Below are 15,610 nucleotides of genomic sequence, written 5' to 3'. Positions count from 1 at the left end.
AGAGAGAGTATGACTACTCCAATAGCGAAACTACAAAGAAGGATCGGTTATCAGTTCAATGATACCGATCACCTAGATTTGGCACTAACACACCGTAGTGCCAATAGTAAACATAACGAGCGTCTTGAGTTTCTGGGCGATTCAATTTTAAGTTTTGTCATTGCAGATGACCTCTATCACCGTTTCCCTAAAGTAAACGAAGGTGATATGAGCCGCATGCGCGCAACACTTGTGCGTGGAAAAACACTGGCTGAATTAGGCCGTGAATTTCAACTTGGAGACGACTTAAAATTAGGTCCAGGCGAGCTGAAAAGTGGCGGATTCCGTCGTGATTCAATTTTGGCTGATGCAGTCGAAGCCATTATTGGCGCAATATACTTAGACAGTGATAGCGAGACGATTCGCCAAGTCATTTTAGCGTGGTACAAGACCCGCTTAGATGCCATTGAGCCGGGTATTTCGCAAAAAGATCCTAAAACTCGTCTACAAGAGTTTTTACAGGGCCGAAGAAAGCCGCTTCCTGTCTACGAAGTGACTAAGATTAAAGGTGAAGCACATAACCAAGAGTTTACGGTTGCGTGTGAAGTGGCAGGTTCAGATGAGCCTGTAATAGGTAAAGGCAGCAGTCGTCGCAAGGCAGAACAGTCGGCCGCTGAATTGGCATTAGGATTATTGACAGATGTCTGATAATAACGAATTCGATTTGGATGCGTACTTTGCGTCTGGTGAAGGAAAAAGTACTGATCCAGAAAATCAGCATTGTGGTTTTGTAGCAATCGTTGGTCGCCCTAATGTGGGCAAATCAACCTTGCTAAACCAACTGCTTGGTCAGAAGATTTCAATTACTTCACGTAAGCCGCAAACCACTCGTCACCGTATTATGGGTGTTGAGACAGAAGGTGACTATCAAGCAATCTTTGTTGATACCCCAGGCCTGCATATAGAAGAAAAACGTGCAATTAACCGTTTGATGAACCGCGCTGCAAACAGCTCACTAAGTGATGTGAACTTAGTGTTGTTCTTAGTTGATGGTACGCATTGGACTGCTGACGATGAAATGGTGCTTAACAAGTTAAACAAAGCCAATTTCCCCGTAGTGCTGTGCATGAATAAAGTCGATAACGTTAAAGACCGTAACGACGTAATGATGCACATGCAAGCACTGACTGAAAAAATGGACTTCGTTGATGTTGTGCCAATTTCAGCAAAGCATGATACTAACATCGACGTTTTACGTAAGCATGTTCGTGCACATTTGCCGAAAGCAACGCATCATTTCCCTGAAGAATATGTGACAGACCGTTCTCAGCGTTTTATGGCGTCTGAAATTGTCCGTGAAAAGCTGATGCGATTTACCGGTGAAGAACTGCCATATTCAGTAACGGTTGAGGTTGAGCGTTTTGACTACAACCCAGAAACTGATGGTTTTCATATCAATGCGCTTATCTTAGTTGAGCGTCTTGGTCAGAAGAAAATGGTGATCGGTAAAGGTGGTGAGAAAATAAAAATCATCGGCCGTGAAGCTCGTCTGGATATGGAAGAACTATTCGAACGCAAAGTGTACCTAGAAACTTGGGTGAAAGTGAAATCAGGTTGGGCAGATGACGAACGCGCACTGCGTAGCTTAGGTTACATTGACGATTTATAATCGGCACCATCAATAATTTCAAAGGGAGTTTCGACTCCCTTTGTTGTATTTGGAAAACACATGTCAGATGGACTACAGCGTTGCTTTGTTTTACATCGCCGCCCTTACAGTGAAACCAGCCTAATACTCGATGTGTTCAGCGAAGAGTACGGTCGCGTGTCTGTCATGGCAAAAGGAGCGCGAGGCAAGCGTTCGAACTTGAAAGGTGCTTTACAGCCATTCACCCCATTGTTGATGAAATGGTCTGGCAAAGGCTCTATGCGGACGCTCAGGCAGGCAGAGCCTATCAGCTTAGGTTTGCCTATCTCGGGCATTAACCTCTATTCCGCCATGTATGTAAACGAGCTAATTGGCCGTGTGATTGAAAACGAAACCCCGTATCCAGCCCTATTTCACGACTACCTGCAAGCACTCACTGAACTTGCTCAAAACGACAATCCAGAGCCAGGTTTACGTCGATTTGAGCTGGCGCTATTGTCAGCATTAGGCTACGGCGTCGATTTTTTACATTGCGCCGGAACGGGCGAAGCTATTGATCCGACTATGACTTATCGTTATCGTGAGCAGAAGGGGTTTATTGCGAGCGTTAGAAACGATAATCTCACCTTTCTAGGCGATGAACTGATTGCTATCAGTGAACGCCGCTTTTTGACTCAACAGCAGCTTAAAGCGGCAAAGCGCTTTACCAGAATTGCATTAAAGCCGTTTTTAGGCGGTAAACCATTAAAAAGTCGAGAACTGTTTATCCCAGTTCTACGAGCACGGAGTATTGGAAAATGAGCTCAATCCTTTTAGGCGTCAATATTGATCACGTAGCCACATTGCGAAATGCACGCGGCACTAAGTACCCAGATCCTGTCCATGCAGCTGAAGTTGCAGAGCGTGCAGGCGCGGACGGCATTACCATTCATTTACGTGAAGATCGCCGTCATATTACTGATCGCGATGTACGCATTCTAAAAGAAACCATACAGACACGTATGAACTTAGAGATGGCCGTCACCGATGAAATGGTCGAGATTGCTCTTAAAACTCAGCCTGAGTTTGTTTGTTTAGTGCCTGAAAAGCGTGAAGAGCTAACAACAGAAGGTGGCTTAGATGTCGTCGGTCAACTGGACAAGATTAAAGCTGCGACAGAAAAGCTGACCGCCGCTGGTATTAATGTCTCTTTGTTTATTGACGCTGACCGCGCTCAGATTGACGCTTCAAAAGCGTGTGGTGCACCGTACATTGAACTTCATACTGGTCAATATGCTGATGCTGAAAACGAAGTTGATCAAAATGATGAGCTGAAAAAAATTGCTGCTGGTGCAAGCTACGCTGACAGCCTTGGCATCAAAGTGAATGCTGGTCATGGTTTGACTTATCATAACGCAGCACCGATTGCGGCCTTACCTGAGATTTTTGAGCTTAACATTGGCCACTCCATTATTGGTCGTTCATTGTTTGATGGCTTAGGCAAAGCGGTAGCAGATATGAAAGCCGTATTGGAACAAGCACGTCGTTAATGGCTATTTTGGGGCTAGGTACTGACATAGCTGAAATTGAACGAGTTGAAAAAGCGTTAGCAAGAAGCGGAGACGCCTTTGCCAAGCGTATTTTAACCGATTCGGAATATGAGCAATTCAGTCAACTGAAGCAACAAGGTCGCTTTTTGGCCAAACGATTTGCCGCTAAAGAGGCGGCCTCTAAGGCGCTAGGCACAGGTATCGCTTGTGGTGTGACATTTCATGATTTTGTCATTTCAAACGATGACAGAGGCAAGCCTTGTTTGACGTTACAAAACAAAGCTCAAGAGTTGGCATTAGAGATGGGGGTGACGAGCAGTCATCTTTCTATCTCCGATGAACGTCATTACTCAGTCGCTACGGTCATTCTCGAAAGCTAGCTCGGTGCTAGAAAGTGAATTTGACGGTAAAAGTAATAGTTAAAATAGATTCAAAAAGCCCGCTGATAGTGATATCGGCGGGCTTTTCTTTTTTCGTGCCATGGGCAGTGGCAGTGTTCTTGTTATGATGCCCGGGTGCTATTCTAGGTAAGGTTTAGCACTTGCCATGACTTTTTCCATTTCGTCTTGAAGTTCAAATAGCTCAGGTTCCACATCCTCGATGGCATCACCAGAACGCAGTGATTTCTCAATGACAGCGCATAATTGCTTTAATCTTGGAACGCCGCTGTAGGAGCAACTGCCGTGCAGTTTGTGGATATGATGGATCAATTGATCGCTGTCGCTTTGCTCTGAATTTAGTATTTGCTCAACAAACACTTCGACCTCTTGAATATATTCCACCAGCATCTGCAGCATTTCTTTGGCGAGATCTTCTTTGTTTGCGGCTTGTTTCAACGCTTGCTGCCAATCGATGATCACATCGGTAGGCATATCTGGTGCACTCGCAACTTCAGCCACGGTGGATAGATCGACGCGATCAACCTGATGTTCAATAATTTGTGGGCTCCAGTGAACCAATACTTGCTGTAAAATGTGTTCTTCAATTGGTTTGGTTAGGTAATCATCCATGCCAGCTTTGAGTAATCGGTCGCGCTCTCCAACCATGGCGTGTGCGGTGACCGCTATGATGGGGGTGTGCGAATTCAACTCAATCTTTTTAATTTCTTGGCAGGCGGTTACTCCATCCATTTTCGGCATTTGGATGTCCATCAAGATCATATCAAAACTTTGTTCCAACGCGGCCTGAACCGCTTCTTCACCATTGGAGCACGTTACCACTTCTTCTACACGCTCCGACAGTAGCGCTGAAATTAATTTGAGGTTAGCTCGGTTGTCGTCAACGGCCATGATTTTAAGTGGCAGTCGAGTAGACGTTGGCTCGATAGCCGCTTCATACATAATGGCATCAGGCTGATCTTTCGCTAAGCTATTAAGCAGCTTACGGCGAGAAATCGGCTTGGTAATGCACTGAACGTTGTTATTCGCGACTAAGCGCTCCGCAAGCGCCAGTTCGTTACTTGGTAAGCCAACCACCACTTGCGGCGCGATGCTTTGGGCTTGTTTTAGCCACTTATCAATGGTATTGCTGTCGTATTTTTGGTTAGGCGATAAGTTCAGTAAAGCATAGTCATGGGCTTCAATGCTTTCTGGCATACTCGAACGGTAGTTAACGATAAAGCCTTGCTGGCTTAATTGCTGTTGAATGACAGAAGCGGCCTGCATGTTTGGTTCAACCAGCAGTAAACGTTTTTGTTGGAATTGGCTTAGATCGATATCGTGTGTCATTGGTAGATCGCTAGCGGCCAAACGCAACGTAAACCAGAACGTTGAACCCTGATGCAATCGGCTGGTTAAGCTGATTTCTCCCCCCATTTGTCCAACCAGTTTCTGAGTGATGACAAGGCCAAGCCCTGTGCCACCATAGCGGCGGGAAATACTGGCGTCTGCTTGGCTAAACGCTTGGAAAAGCTGAGACTGCTGACGTTCCGAAATACCAATACCGGTATCTCTCACCATAAACTGCAATTCGATGATGTCGTCTTTTTGTGAGCGTAATTCAACGCTAATATCAATGTTACCGCGCTCTGTAAATTTGATGGAGTTACCCACCAAGTTGGTCAGAATTTGTTGAATACGCAATGGATCGCCAACTACGCCGGCAGGTACTTTAGGGTCGACTTTCAACGTAAGCTCTAAGCCTTTCTCGTGCGCACCTGTCGCTTGCAATGCAGCCACTTCTTCAAGACATTCTTGGAATTCAAATGGGATGTTCTCTAGTGCAAGTTTACCGGCTTCAAGTTTAGAGAAATCCAAGATATCGTTAATAATGCTGAGTAAGTTATTGGCAGAGCGCTCGATGGTAACCAAGTAATCTTCTTGGCTAGGAGATAGGCGTGTTTTAAGCATTTGACGGGTAAAGCCAATCACACCATTTAGCGGTGTTCGCAGTTCATGGGACATGTTGGCCAAGAACTCTGACTTCACTCGTGCCGCTTCTTGAGCGCGTTTCTTCGCAATATCCAATTCAACGTTTTGTATTTCTAGCTGTTCTAGGGTTTCACGTAAATCCGATGTTGCTTGGTCGATACTGTGCTGCATCTCTACATGGTATTCCGACAGCGACATCGCCATCGCATTGATACCGTTCTTTAGCGCATCGAGCTCGCCGTGCATTTTTCCCTCAATCCGCACGTCCAAATGGCCTCGGCGAATTCTATCCACCATGTTCTTCATGTGTGTGATCGGAAGAGTGACATCTTGCATTAAGCGATAAGCAAATAAACCGGATAAACCAAGACCTAAGATCAACACCAGAAGCGCGGCAAAGATCTCTTGGTACTGCTGGAGGCGCAAAGCGGAAAGATCCAGCTCGATCGCAATGTAGCCTAATGCTTGGTTCAGTTCAGTTTTGCCACCTTGTGGTGAAGAAAACTGACCCTCTGCTAAAATGGGAGTGCGAATGATGAGATCGGTGTCGATCAGCTCAATGGTACTTAGCAGTGGAATAGGCCGTGTTTTATCGAACGTTAATGACGCAAAATTAGGGTGGAAGTTCGAGGTAACAAATAGCTCATGGTTGGTATCAAATACCGCAATACTGCGTACTATTTGAGAGTTTTTACGATGGGCGTAACTAATTAGGCGGCGAACGGCTTCACGACTTTGCTGAGTCATGCCATATTCACTGGCGATGGCCAAAGGTTCTATGATGCTTTGGCCGGTCGAAATTAGCTGATTTTCTAAGTCGTTATAGCGATTTGAAGTGAAGAAAGCACTCAGCAGCAGACCAATAATTAGGGTTGGCGCTAAGGTTAAAGTGATCACGCGCGCTCTTAAGCCGTATCGGGTCATGTTCTCATTACTGTCTGGATATGGGAAAATACTCGTACAGACAAGTATAATCATAGAAATAAGCCGCTAGCTTAATAAAGTCTGTATTATTCGACAATCTCTCTGGTGTCAAATAGTGACTCTATCGGAGAAAACGCCGATACCATAGAAAAATACTCTGAAAAGCACTTGAGCAAATAGGCAAATAACTATGGCCCGCTTCTATAAGCCGACTAAAAATACAAAAATTAATACAAAACACCAACAGGTTACCGTAACAAAGTTGGATCATCACGGCGCTGGGATGGCCTTTGTTAATAAAAAACCGGTGTTTATCGAGGGTGTTTTACCTGGTGAAGAGGTAGTGATTCAATTTACTGAACAAAAAAGTAAATACGCTAAAGCTAAGCTCATCAAAATGAAAACCGCCAGTGAGCAACGGGTAGAAGCGCCTTGTCGTTACTACAACGAGTGTGGGGGCTGTAACATGCAGCATTTGGCACACGAGGCGCAAGTGGCAAACAAGCAACAAGCCCTGACTCAGTTGATGGGAAAGTTTGCTGGTGAGTCCATCGGGTTAACCGATTCTATCATTTCTCGCGCCGAAGGCTATCGTCGCCGTGCTCGTATTAGCATGCAGCGAGATAAGAAAACCAATCAGTTCATGTTTGGTTTTAGACAAAAAATGAGCAAGCAAATCGTGACGGTTACCGACTGTATGGTACTGGCCCCTGAGTTAAACGTGTTACTGCCTAAGCTAGAGCAATTATTAAGTGGGTTTAAACCGATTGATAAGCTCGGCCACCTTGAGTTGGTGTTAGCAGATAGTGGCGTTGTGCTTGTACTGAGGCACTTAGCGGACTTGAAAGCGCAAGAACATCAATCGCTAGTCGAGTTTGCCGAACAGCACGAATTAACACTGTATATGATGCCAGAAGCAGGGCAGCTAGACCCTATCTGTGGTGACGAACCGTATTACCAAGAAGTGGGTTTGCCTTTGTCGTTTGCGCCGAATAATTTTGTTCAAGTTAACCAAGCCGTTAATCAATCGATGGTGGAGCAAGCGCTTAATTGGTTAGACGTAAAGACCGATGAGCGAGTACTGGATCTGTTTTGTGGTATCGGTAACTTCAGCTTGCCTTTGGCAAAACAAAGCAAAGAAGTGGTCGGCGTTGAAGGGATAGATGAAATGGTGCAACGTGCCACTCACAATGCCCAGTTAAATCAGATTGAAAACGCACATTTTTACCAAGCAGATTTAGAACAAGACATGACTCAAGCCGTATGGGCTAAAAGTCATTTCGATAAAGTCTTACTTGATCCCGCGAGAGGAGGTGCGGCTGGCATTGTTGAACAGATTTCATCGCTAGGCGCCAAAGCCGTGGTGTATGTATCGTGCAATCCTGCTACCCTTGCTCGCGACAGTCAGAGCCTGTTACAACAGGGCTATACACTGAAAAAACTCGCAATGTTGGATATGTTTCCTCATACCAGTCATTTAGAGAGCATGGCACTGTTTGAAAAATAAAAAATCCCGTAAAATAAGGGAACCATAAGGCCCGGAGTGGTCTATTAGTCTGTTGCTAGAAACTAGGAAAGAAACATGGTCGCAGTACGCAGCGCGCACTTAACTACAGATACAGAGTTTGAGTTAGAAAACTGGGTTGTCAGCTTAAATCAAGACAGCAAAACCAGCCGTAAATTAGTGGATGTCTACCAGCAGTGTGAATTGCTGCTAGAGGGGCATGAAGATGCTGAGCTGCTATTGTGGCGTGGTCGGGAAATGATCGAGATTCTCACTACGTTATCCATGGATAAGCCGACACTGATCGCTGCGCAGTTATTTCCTTTAGTTATTGCCAAGGTTTACGACCGAGAACTGCTCACTGAGAAGCATGGCAATGAAATCGTTAAAATGATTGATGGTGTCGAGGAAATGGCGGCGATCGGCCAACTCAACGCAACACTAGACGGTTCGGGAGCTTCCTCTCAAGTCGATAATGTGCGTCGCATGTTGTTGGCGATGGTTGATGACTTCCGCTGTGTCGTTATTAAACTGGCTGAGCGTATTTGTAATCTGCGTGAAGTGAAAGATGAAAGTGATGAAGTGCGCCAAGCTGCGGCAAAAGAGTGTGCCAACATTTATGCGCCATTGGCCAACCGTTTAGGCATAGGCCAACTTAAGTGGGAGATTGAAGATTACGCATTTCGTTATCAACAATCGTCGACTTACAAGCAAATCGCTAAGCAGCTTTCAGAGCGCCGAATTGTTCGTGAGCAATACATCGAAGACTTCGTTACCGATCTCTCGTCAGAGATGGACACCTATAACATCAATGCTGAAGTGAGTGGCAGGCCCAAGCACATTTACAGCATCTGGCGAAAAATGCAGAAGAAAAGCCTCGCATTCGATGAGCTTTTTGATGTACGAGCAGTGCGCATTATTGCTGACCAGCTACAAGACTGCTATGCCGCTTTAGGTGTGGTGCATACTAAATACAAGCATCTACCCAGCGAATTTGATGACTATGTGGCCAACCCAAAGCCGAATGGCTATCAATCGATCCACACGGTGATTTTGGGCCCTGAAGGCAAAACAATCGAAATCCAAATTCGTACTAAGCAGATGCATGAAGAATCAGAACTCGGCGTTGCTGCCCACTGGAAGTACAAAGAGGGGGCATCAACGGCTCGTTCTGGTTACGACGAAAAAATCACCTGGTTACGTAAGTTACTCGACTGGCAAGAAGAGATGTCAGACTCGGGCGAAATGCTCGACGAGCTGCGCAGCCAAGTATTTGATGACCGTGTGTATGCCTTTACCCCTCGCGGCGACGTGGTTGATTTACCGATGGGCGCAACGCCGCTCGATTTTGCCTATCATATTCACTCAATGGTCGGTCACCGTTGCATTGGTACAAAAGTCGCGGGCAGAATTGTTCCGTTTACTCATAAATTGGCTATGGGTGACCAAGTTGAAATTATTACGCAAAAAGAGCCGAATCCATCTCGTGATTGGTTAAATCCATCACTGGGTTTTGTACATTCAGGCCGTGCTCGTGCAAAAATCAACGCATGGTTTAGAGCGCAAAGCCGAGAGAAAAACCTCGAAGCGGGTCGTGATATTCTTGAAGCTGAATTGGCAAAAATTGGTGCTACCTTTAAAGATGCCGAGCAGTACGCGCTGAAGCGATTCAACGTCAATACTCCTGATGAGCTGTTTGCTGGTATTGGTAGCGGCGATCTTCGTATTAACCAAGTGGTTAATCACATCAATGCCTTGGTCAACAAACCGACGGCGGAAGAAGAAGATCAACAGGCGCTAGAGAAGCTGCAAGAGTCACAAGATAAACCCACAGTACAAAGTCGCCCGCGCAAAGATGCCGTTGTCGTTGAGGGAGTCGACAACCTAATGACGCACCTTGCTCGTTGTTGTCAGCCGATACCTGGTGACCAAATCAAAGGCTATATCACACAAGGCCGTGGTATATCTGTTCACCGTAGCGATTGTGAACAACTAAGCGAACTGAATTTGCACGCACCAGAGCGTATCATTGATACCGTTTGGGGCAGTGGTTTTGTGGGTTCTTATATTTTGACACTAAGGGTTGAAGCGCTAGAGCGTAACGGCCTACTTAAAGACATCACCGCCTTGTTCACCAGTGAAAAGGTCAAAGTGTCGAGCATGAACAGCCGTATAGACTATAAACGCCAACTGTCGGTGATGGATTTCAACTTGGAAGTCACCAATGTGGAAGTTCTCTCAAGAGTCATTACACGACTTGAACAAGTTAAGGATGTGATGTCGGTGACGCGTTTAGGCTAACTTTTATCTTCGCATGTGTCTGCTTCGATTACCGTTTGTGGTTGAAGTAACACTCTAGAAAATCAAATTGTTAATTTTAAAAGGTGAGTGGTGTTTGCTGCTCACCTTTTTGTTTAAGGAAACAGAGTCATGAATGACCCAATTGAACAACTAAAACAGATCATGGCAACCCTACGTGATGATGAGAAAGGATGCCCGTGGGACAAACAACAAACGTTCGATAGCATCGTACCTCATACCATTGAAGAAACGTATGAGGTGGTGGACGCGATTCACAACCGCGATTGGCCTAACTTGCAAGAAGAGCTCGGAGACCTGTTATTTCAAGTGATCTTCTATAGCCAGATGGCAAAGGAGCAGGGGCTGTTTGAGTTTGATGATGTGGTTTCGGGTTTAAACGAAAAGCTAACCCGTCGTCACCCACATGTTTTTTCTGATCTCAAATTTGAGGATGATGAAGAAATAAATGCCAATTGGGAAAAAGAAAAAATTAAAGAAAAAAAACGACAAGGAAAAACAGATAAAAGTGTTCTAGACTCAATTCCAAGATCGTTACCTGCGCTCAGCAAAGCCAATAAAATCCAGAAAAAAGTCGCTAAATATGGCTTTGATTGGGCTGCGCTTGGTCCAGTGGTCGACAAAGTAAAAGAAGAAATCGACGAAGTGGTTGAAGAGGCCATCCAAGTGACACCCAATGAAGAAAACATTGAAGCGGAGCTAGGGGATTTACTGTTCGCCACCGTGAATTTAGCCAGACATTTGGGTAAAAACCCAGAGTCGGCGCTAAATAAAGCCAATATCAAGTTTACTCGACGTTTTAATGGTGTTGAAGAACAGGTCAGAGCAAAGAATAAACAGCTAACGGACTTTGACTTGGATGAATTGGATGCCATGTGGGATGAAGTAAAGCGAAGAGAGCGAGCTAAAAATTAAACTATCAACAACTTAGAGTCGAAACGAGTTAATAGTGACTCATTTCATTTTCAATTAGAATGATTTGAGTCGCTACATTTGATTTGAAGCAAAAAATAAAAGATCACAGTGTGATAGATTTCACGTTGTGGCGATAAGGGGCTTCTGGTATATTCACATCCCGTCCAGAAGTAATCTATTTCCCTCATTCAACCAATTTCAGGTTAAACATGACGACAAATTATATTTTTGTTACTGGCGGGGTTGTATCCTCTCTAGGTAAAGGTATTGCAGCGGCATCGCTAGCAGCCATTTTAGAAGCTCGTGGTCTTAAAGTGACTATGATGAAGCTTGACCCTTACATCAACGTTGACCCAGGCACAATGAGCCCAACTCAACATGGTGAGGTGTTCGTCACGGAAGATGGCGCTGAAACAGACCTTGACCTTGGTCACTACGAACGTTTCATTCGTACCAAGATGACTAAGCGTAACAACTTCACTGCAGGTCGTGTTTATGCTGACGTTCTACGTAACGAACGTCGTGGTGATTACCTTGGCGCAACCATTCAGGTTATCCCACACATTACTAACTCCATCAAAGAACGTGTAATTTCTGGCGCTGAAGGCCATGATGTTGCTCTAGTTGAAGTTGGTGGCACGGTTGGTGATATTGAGTCTCTGCCATTTATGGAAGCGATTCGTCAGCTAGCAGTTGAATTAGGCCGTGAACGCGCAATGTTCATGCACCTTACTTTGGTTCCTTACCTAGCAGCCGCAGGTGAAGTGAAAACCAAACCGACTCAGCACTCAGTTAAAGAATTGCTCTCTATCGGTATCCAGCCAGATATCTTAGTTTGTCGTAGTGATCGTGTTATCCCTGCGAACGAGCGTAAGAAGATTGCACTTTTCTGTAATGTTCAAGAAAAAGCAGTTATTTCAATGAAGGACGTAGATTCAATCTACAAAATCCCTCAATTGATCAAAGCACAAGGTATTGATGACCTAGTTTGCCAACGTTTTGGTATTGAAGCTCCAGAAGCGGATCTATCAGAGTGGGAGCAAGTTATTTACGAAGAAGCTAACCCTACGGGCGAAGTGACCATTGGTATGGTTGGTAAATACATCGAATTGCCAGATGCATATAAATCAGTTAACGAAGCATTGAAACATGCGGGCTTGAAAAATCGTCTAAGCGTCACAATAAAATATGTAGACTCACAAGATGTAGAGTCTAAAGGCGAAGAAGCACTAGCAGGTCTTGATGCGATTCTAGTACCGGGTGGCTTTGGCGACCGTGGTGTAGAAGGTAAAATCCTTGCGGCTAAATTTGCACGTGAAAACAAAGTGCCTTACTTAGGTATTTGTTTAGGTATGCAAGTTGCGCTAATTGAGTACGCTCGTAATGTCGTTGGCATGAAAGACGCGCATTCAACAGAATTTAATAAAGACTCAAAGTACCCAGTGGTTGGCTTAATCACTGAATGGATCGATGGTGAAGGTAAAGTTGAAGAACGTACCGAATCTTCTGATTTAGGTGGTACTATGCGTTTGGGTTCACAGCTGTGTCACCTAGAAAAAGGCACTAAAGCTCATGAACTTTACGGTAGCACGACGATCCATGAACGTCACCGCCACCGTTATGAAGTTAACAACGTGCTTCGTCCAAAACTTGAGAAAGCAGGCCTGAAAGTGTCTGGTTTGTCAGCGGACAAAAAACTTGTAGAAGTTATCGAAAACCCTGCTCACCCATGGTTTGTCGCAGCGCAATTCCACCCAGAATTTACTTCGACGCCTCGTGATGGACACCCATTGTTCTCAGGCTTCGTAAAAGCTGCTGGTGAATACCAGAAAGGCGAGCAAGATTAAGTAAAAGGATATGGGCGCTGTTCAAGGTCGAGCAGCCCCTTTAGTTTTGACATTTAAATTCAACGAGAGGAAACATTAATGTCTAAGATCGTTAAAGTTCTAGGTCGCGAAATCATCGATTCACGTGGTAACCCAACTGTAGAAGCTGAAGTTCACCTAGAAGGCGGTTTCGTCGGTATGGCAGCTGCTCCTTCTGGCGCATCTACTGGTTCACGTGAAGCTCTTGAGCTACGTGACGGCGACAAATCACGTTTCCTAGGTAAAGGTGTTCTTAAAGCAATTGAAGCTGTAAACGGCCCAATCGCTGAAGCACTAGCTGGTAAAGATGCGAAAGCACAAGCTGACGTTGACCAAGTGATGATCGACCTAGATGGTACTGAAAACAAATCTAAGTTCGGTGCTAACGCAATCCTTGCTGTTTCTCTAGCGAACGCTAAAGCAGCAGCAGCGGCTAAAGGCATGCCTTTGTTCGAGCACATTGCTGAGCTAAACGGTACTGCTGGTCAGTTCTCTATGCCTCTTCCAATGATGAACATCATCAACGGTGGCGAGCACGCTGATAACAACGTTGACATCCAAGAGTTCATGATTCAGCCAGTTGGCGCGAAAACTCTTAAAGAAGCTCTACGTATCGGCGCTGAAGTATTCCACAACCTAGCTAAAGTTCTTAAGGCGAAAGGCCTAAGCACTGCAGTTGGTGATGAAGGTGGCTTCGCTCCTAACCTTGAGTCTAACGCTGCTGCACTAGCTGCAATCAAAGAAGCTGTAGAAGCTGCTGGTTACGAGCTAGGCAAAGACATCACTCTTGCTATGGACTGTGCTGCTTCTGAGTTTTACGACAAAGAAACTGGCAAGTACAACATGAAAGGCGAAGGCAAAATCTTCACTTCTGAAGAATTTAACTTCTACCTACAAGACCTTGCTAACCAATACCCAATCGTATCTATCGAAGACGGTCTTGACGAATCAGATTGGGCTGGCTTTAAGCACCAAACTGAACTGCTAGGTGACAAGCTTCAACTAGTTGGTGACGATCTATTCGTTACAAACACTAAGATTCTTGCTCGTGGTATCTCTGAAGGTATTACTAACTCGATCCTTATCAAGTTCAACCAAATCGGTTCACTTACAGAGACTCTAGCTGCAATCAAGATGGCTAAAGACGCTGGCTTCACTGCAGTTATCTCTCACCGTTCTGGCGAAACTGAAGATGCAACTATCGCTGATCTAGCGGTTGGTACTGCTGCAGGTCAAATCAAAACTGGTTCTATGAGCCGTTCTGACCGTGTTGCTAAGTACAACCAACTTCTTCGCATCGAAGAAGCTCTAGGTGAGCGCGCACCTTTCAACGGTCTTAAAGAAGTTAAAGGCCAAGCTTAATTCTTAATTGAATTAGACTTAGCATAAAGCTTTGAATGCCCCGCCTAGTGCGGGGCATTTTTTTACCTGTACTTTAGTGAGCCCTGCGAATGCTTTCTTTTCGCTCTAACCGTCTGAATATGGTATATATGCGGTTATTATTTTTTTCTTGGTGAGCATTCATGCGAGTTTTTGCTTTTGGACTTTTAACGCTGGTGGCAATACTGCAATACAATGTGTGGTTTGGTAAAAATGGCGAGGCTGATTTAGCAAAAGTTCAAGGGGATATCGTGATTCAAGAGGGCGTGAATGCGAAACTTAAGCAGCGTAACGATGAAATGTACGCCGAGATCGACGACTTACGCCAAGGACTCGATGCCATTGAAGAAAGAGCCCGGCACCAGCTTGGAATGGTAAAAGAGGATGAAACCTTTTATCGTATAATAGGCGATGATGCGCCGTCCAAATAACCTCCTAACAGTACCCAATACTCATGTCAGATAACACCATGAACCAAGAAAAAATCGCTGTGATTGTTCCCGCAGCAGGAGTGGGCAGTCGTATGCAAGCATCGCTGCCAAAGCAATATTTGACCATTCACGGCATTACGATTTTGGAGCATACCATTGCTTGTTTATTGCAGCACCCGCGTGTAGATAAAATTGTTATCGCAATAGGTAAAGACGATCCATATTATACAAAACTGTCGATGGCCAATGACGCGAGAGTTATAAGAGTTGCGGGTGGTAGTGAGCGAGCTGATTCTGTTCTTTCTGGCTTAAACTATCTTGATGTTCACCTGTCTGAGTATCAATGGGTTATGGTGCATGATGCTGCGCGGCCATGCCTCACCATCGAGGACATCGACAAGCTGATTTCAAGCTGCCTAGTCCATGACGTTGGTGGGATTTTGGCGTCTCCGGTGCGAGACACCATGAAACGTGGAAATGGAGAACATCAAATCGGAGAAACGGTAGAACGCGCTGACTTATGGCATGCTCTTACCCCTCAAATGTTCCGCCGAGCCGCTCTGAAACAGGCGCTAAGTTCCGCGCTGGAGCAAGGTGTTACTATTACGGACGAAGCATCAGCAATGGAGTGGGCTGGATTATCCCCATTGTTGGTTAGCGGAAGAGCCGACAATATTAAAGTAACTCAGCCTGAAGATTTAGCCTTAGCTGAGTTCTATTTACAAAAATCTTTTAATAAGGAATGAC

At 45.1% G+C, this 15,610-nt stretch carries 13 protein-coding genes; 12 read left to right on the top strand and 1 reads right to left on the bottom strand.

The features are described from left to right. Window positions 1-9 precede the first annotated feature (9 nt). From rnc to acpS, 5 genes are read left to right on the top strand one after another with little or no spacing between them, the layout of a single operon-like run. A complete protein-coding gene (gene rnc / locus QWZ04_RS15325; protein ID WP_290329119.1) occupies window positions 10-687 on the top strand; it encodes a ribonuclease III in 678 nt (225 codons plus the stop codon). Then, window positions 680-1,648, top strand: coding sequence for a GTPase Era (gene era / locus QWZ04_RS15320; RefSeq protein WP_290329118.1), 969 nt, complete (start codon window positions 680-682; stop codon window positions 1,646-1,648). The genes rnc and era overlap by 8 nt, the downstream gene beginning before the upstream one ends. Window positions 1,649-1,708: 60 nt before the next feature. Then, a complete protein-coding gene (gene recO / locus QWZ04_RS15315; protein ID WP_102520989.1) occupies window positions 1,709-2,428 on the top strand; it encodes a DNA repair protein RecO in 720 nt (239 codons plus the stop codon). Then, a complete protein-coding gene (gene pdxJ / locus QWZ04_RS15310; RefSeq protein ID WP_290329117.1) occupies window positions 2,425-3,156 on the top strand; it encodes a pyridoxine 5'-phosphate synthase in 732 nt (243 codons plus the stop codon). Before recO ends, pdxJ begins: the two co-directional genes overlap by 4 nt. Continuing rightward, window positions 3,156-3,536 carry a holo-ACP synthase gene (acpS, locus tag QWZ04_RS15305; RefSeq protein WP_290329115.1) on the top strand — a complete coding sequence of 127 codons (381 nt, stop codon included), beginning with the start codon at window positions 3,156-3,158 and terminating at the stop codon, window positions 3,534-3,536. Before pdxJ ends, acpS begins: the two co-directional genes overlap by 1 nt. A 138-nt stretch (window positions 3,537-3,674) precedes the next feature. Here the strand turns inward: acpS and barA are convergent, their stop codons facing one another. Further along, complete coding sequence (gene barA, locus QWZ04_RS15300) at window positions 3,675-6,449, bottom strand: two-component sensor histidine kinase BarA (RefSeq protein WP_290329188.1); 2,775 nt, start codon at window positions 6,447-6,449, stop codon at window positions 3,675-3,677. A 190-nt stretch (window positions 6,450-6,639) separates the two neighbouring features. Here barA and rlmD point away from each other — a divergent pair, with 190 nt between their 5' ends. The 7 genes from rlmD to ispD all read left to right on the top strand — a co-directional run bounded on the left by rlmD (window position 6,640) and on the right by ispD (window position 15,609). After that, window positions 6,640-7,956, top strand: a complete 1,317-nt coding sequence (gene rlmD / locus QWZ04_RS15295; RefSeq protein ID WP_290329114.1) for a 23S rRNA (uracil(1939)-C(5))-methyltransferase RlmD — start codon at window positions 6,640-6,642, stop codon at window positions 7,954-7,956. 75 nt (window positions 7,957-8,031) lie between these two features. Next, the gene (gene relA / locus QWZ04_RS15290) at window positions 8,032-10,254 is read left to right on the top strand and encodes a GTP diphosphokinase (protein ID WP_290329113.1); all 2,223 of its coding nucleotides are present in this window, start codon (window positions 8,032-8,034) and stop codon (window positions 10,252-10,254) included. A 129-nt stretch (window positions 10,255-10,383) separates the two neighbouring features. Further along, complete coding sequence (gene mazG, locus QWZ04_RS15285; protein WP_290329112.1) at window positions 10,384-11,187, top strand: nucleoside triphosphate pyrophosphohydrolase; 804 nt, start codon at window positions 10,384-10,386, stop codon at window positions 11,185-11,187. A gap of 209 nt (window positions 11,188-11,396) precedes the next feature. Further along, window positions 11,397-13,034 (top strand): CTP synthase, encoded by a 1,638-nt coding sequence (gene pyrG / locus QWZ04_RS15280; RefSeq protein ID WP_290329111.1) that lies wholly within the window; start codon window positions 11,397-11,399, stop codon window positions 13,032-13,034. A 78-nt stretch (window positions 13,035-13,112) separates the two neighbouring features. Next, window positions 13,113-14,414: a phosphopyruvate hydratase gene (gene eno, locus QWZ04_RS15275; RefSeq protein WP_102520997.1), complete on the top strand. Its 1,302-nt coding sequence runs from the start codon at window positions 13,113-13,115 to the stop codon at window positions 14,412-14,414. A 161-nt stretch (window positions 14,415-14,575) separates the two neighbouring features. Continuing rightward, window positions 14,576-14,863 carry a cell division protein FtsB gene (gene ftsB / locus QWZ04_RS15270; protein WP_102520998.1) on the top strand — a complete coding sequence of 96 codons (288 nt, stop codon included), beginning with the start codon at window positions 14,576-14,578 and terminating at the stop codon, window positions 14,861-14,863. A gap of 38 nt (window positions 14,864-14,901) precedes the next feature. Beyond that, window positions 14,902-15,609: a 2-C-methyl-D-erythritol 4-phosphate cytidylyltransferase gene (gene ispD, locus QWZ04_RS15265; protein ID WP_435433621.1), complete on the top strand. Its 708-nt coding sequence runs from the start codon at window positions 14,902-14,904 to the stop codon at window positions 15,607-15,609. The last annotated feature ends 1 nt before the right edge of the window (window position 15,610 follow it).

Origin of the sequence: Vibrio tapetis subsp. quintayensis (assembly GCF_030409945.1) — a bacterium.
In the GTDB taxonomy this organism is placed as follows: Bacteria; Pseudomonadota; Gammaproteobacteria; order Enterobacterales; family Vibrionaceae; genus Vibrio; species Vibrio quintayensis.
The sequence above is the reverse complement of the archived record's forward strand: the minus strand, read 5'-3'. Positions and strand labels throughout refer to the sequence as shown.

Bases quoted from the DNA above. Each gene is read 5' to 3' on its own strand.
- eno (WP_102520997.1), top strand. From the start codon at position 13,113: ATGTCTAAGATCGTTAAAGTTCTAGGTCGCGAAATCATCGATTCACGT.
- mazG (WP_290329112.1), top strand. From the start codon at position 10,384: ATGAATGACCCAATTGAACAACTAAAACAGATCATGGCAACCCTACGT.
- rnc (WP_290329119.1), top strand. From the start codon at position 10: ATGACTACTCCAATAGCGAAACTACAAAGAAGGATCGGTTATCAGTTC.
- rlmD (WP_290329114.1), top strand. From the start codon at position 6,640: ATGGCCCGCTTCTATAAGCCGACTAAAAATACAAAAATTAATACAAAA.
- pyrG (WP_290329111.1), top strand. From the start codon at position 11,397: ATGACGACAAATTATATTTTTGTTACTGGCGGGGTTGTATCCTCTCTA.
- acpS (WP_290329115.1), top strand. From the start codon at position 3,156: ATGGCTATTTTGGGGCTAGGTACTGACATAGCTGAAATTGAACGAGTT.
- ispD (WP_435433621.1), top strand. From the start codon at position 14,902: ATGAACCAAGAAAAAATCGCTGTGATTGTTCCCGCAGCAGGAGTGGGC.
- ftsB (WP_102520998.1), top strand. From the start codon at position 14,576: ATGCGAGTTTTTGCTTTTGGACTTTTAACGCTGGTGGCAATACTGCAA.
- era (WP_290329118.1), top strand. From the start codon at position 680: ATGTCTGATAATAACGAATTCGATTTGGATGCGTACTTTGCGTCTGGT.
- barA (WP_290329188.1), bottom strand. From the start codon at position 6,449: ATGACCCGATACGGCTTAAGAGCGCGCGTGATCACTTTAACCTTAGCG.
- pdxJ (WP_290329117.1), top strand. From the start codon at position 2,425: ATGAGCTCAATCCTTTTAGGCGTCAATATTGATCACGTAGCCACATTG.
- recO (WP_102520989.1), top strand. From the start codon at position 1,709: ATGTCAGATGGACTACAGCGTTGCTTTGTTTTACATCGCCGCCCTTAC.
- relA (WP_290329113.1), top strand. From the start codon at position 8,032: ATGGTCGCAGTACGCAGCGCGCACTTAACTACAGATACAGAGTTTGAG.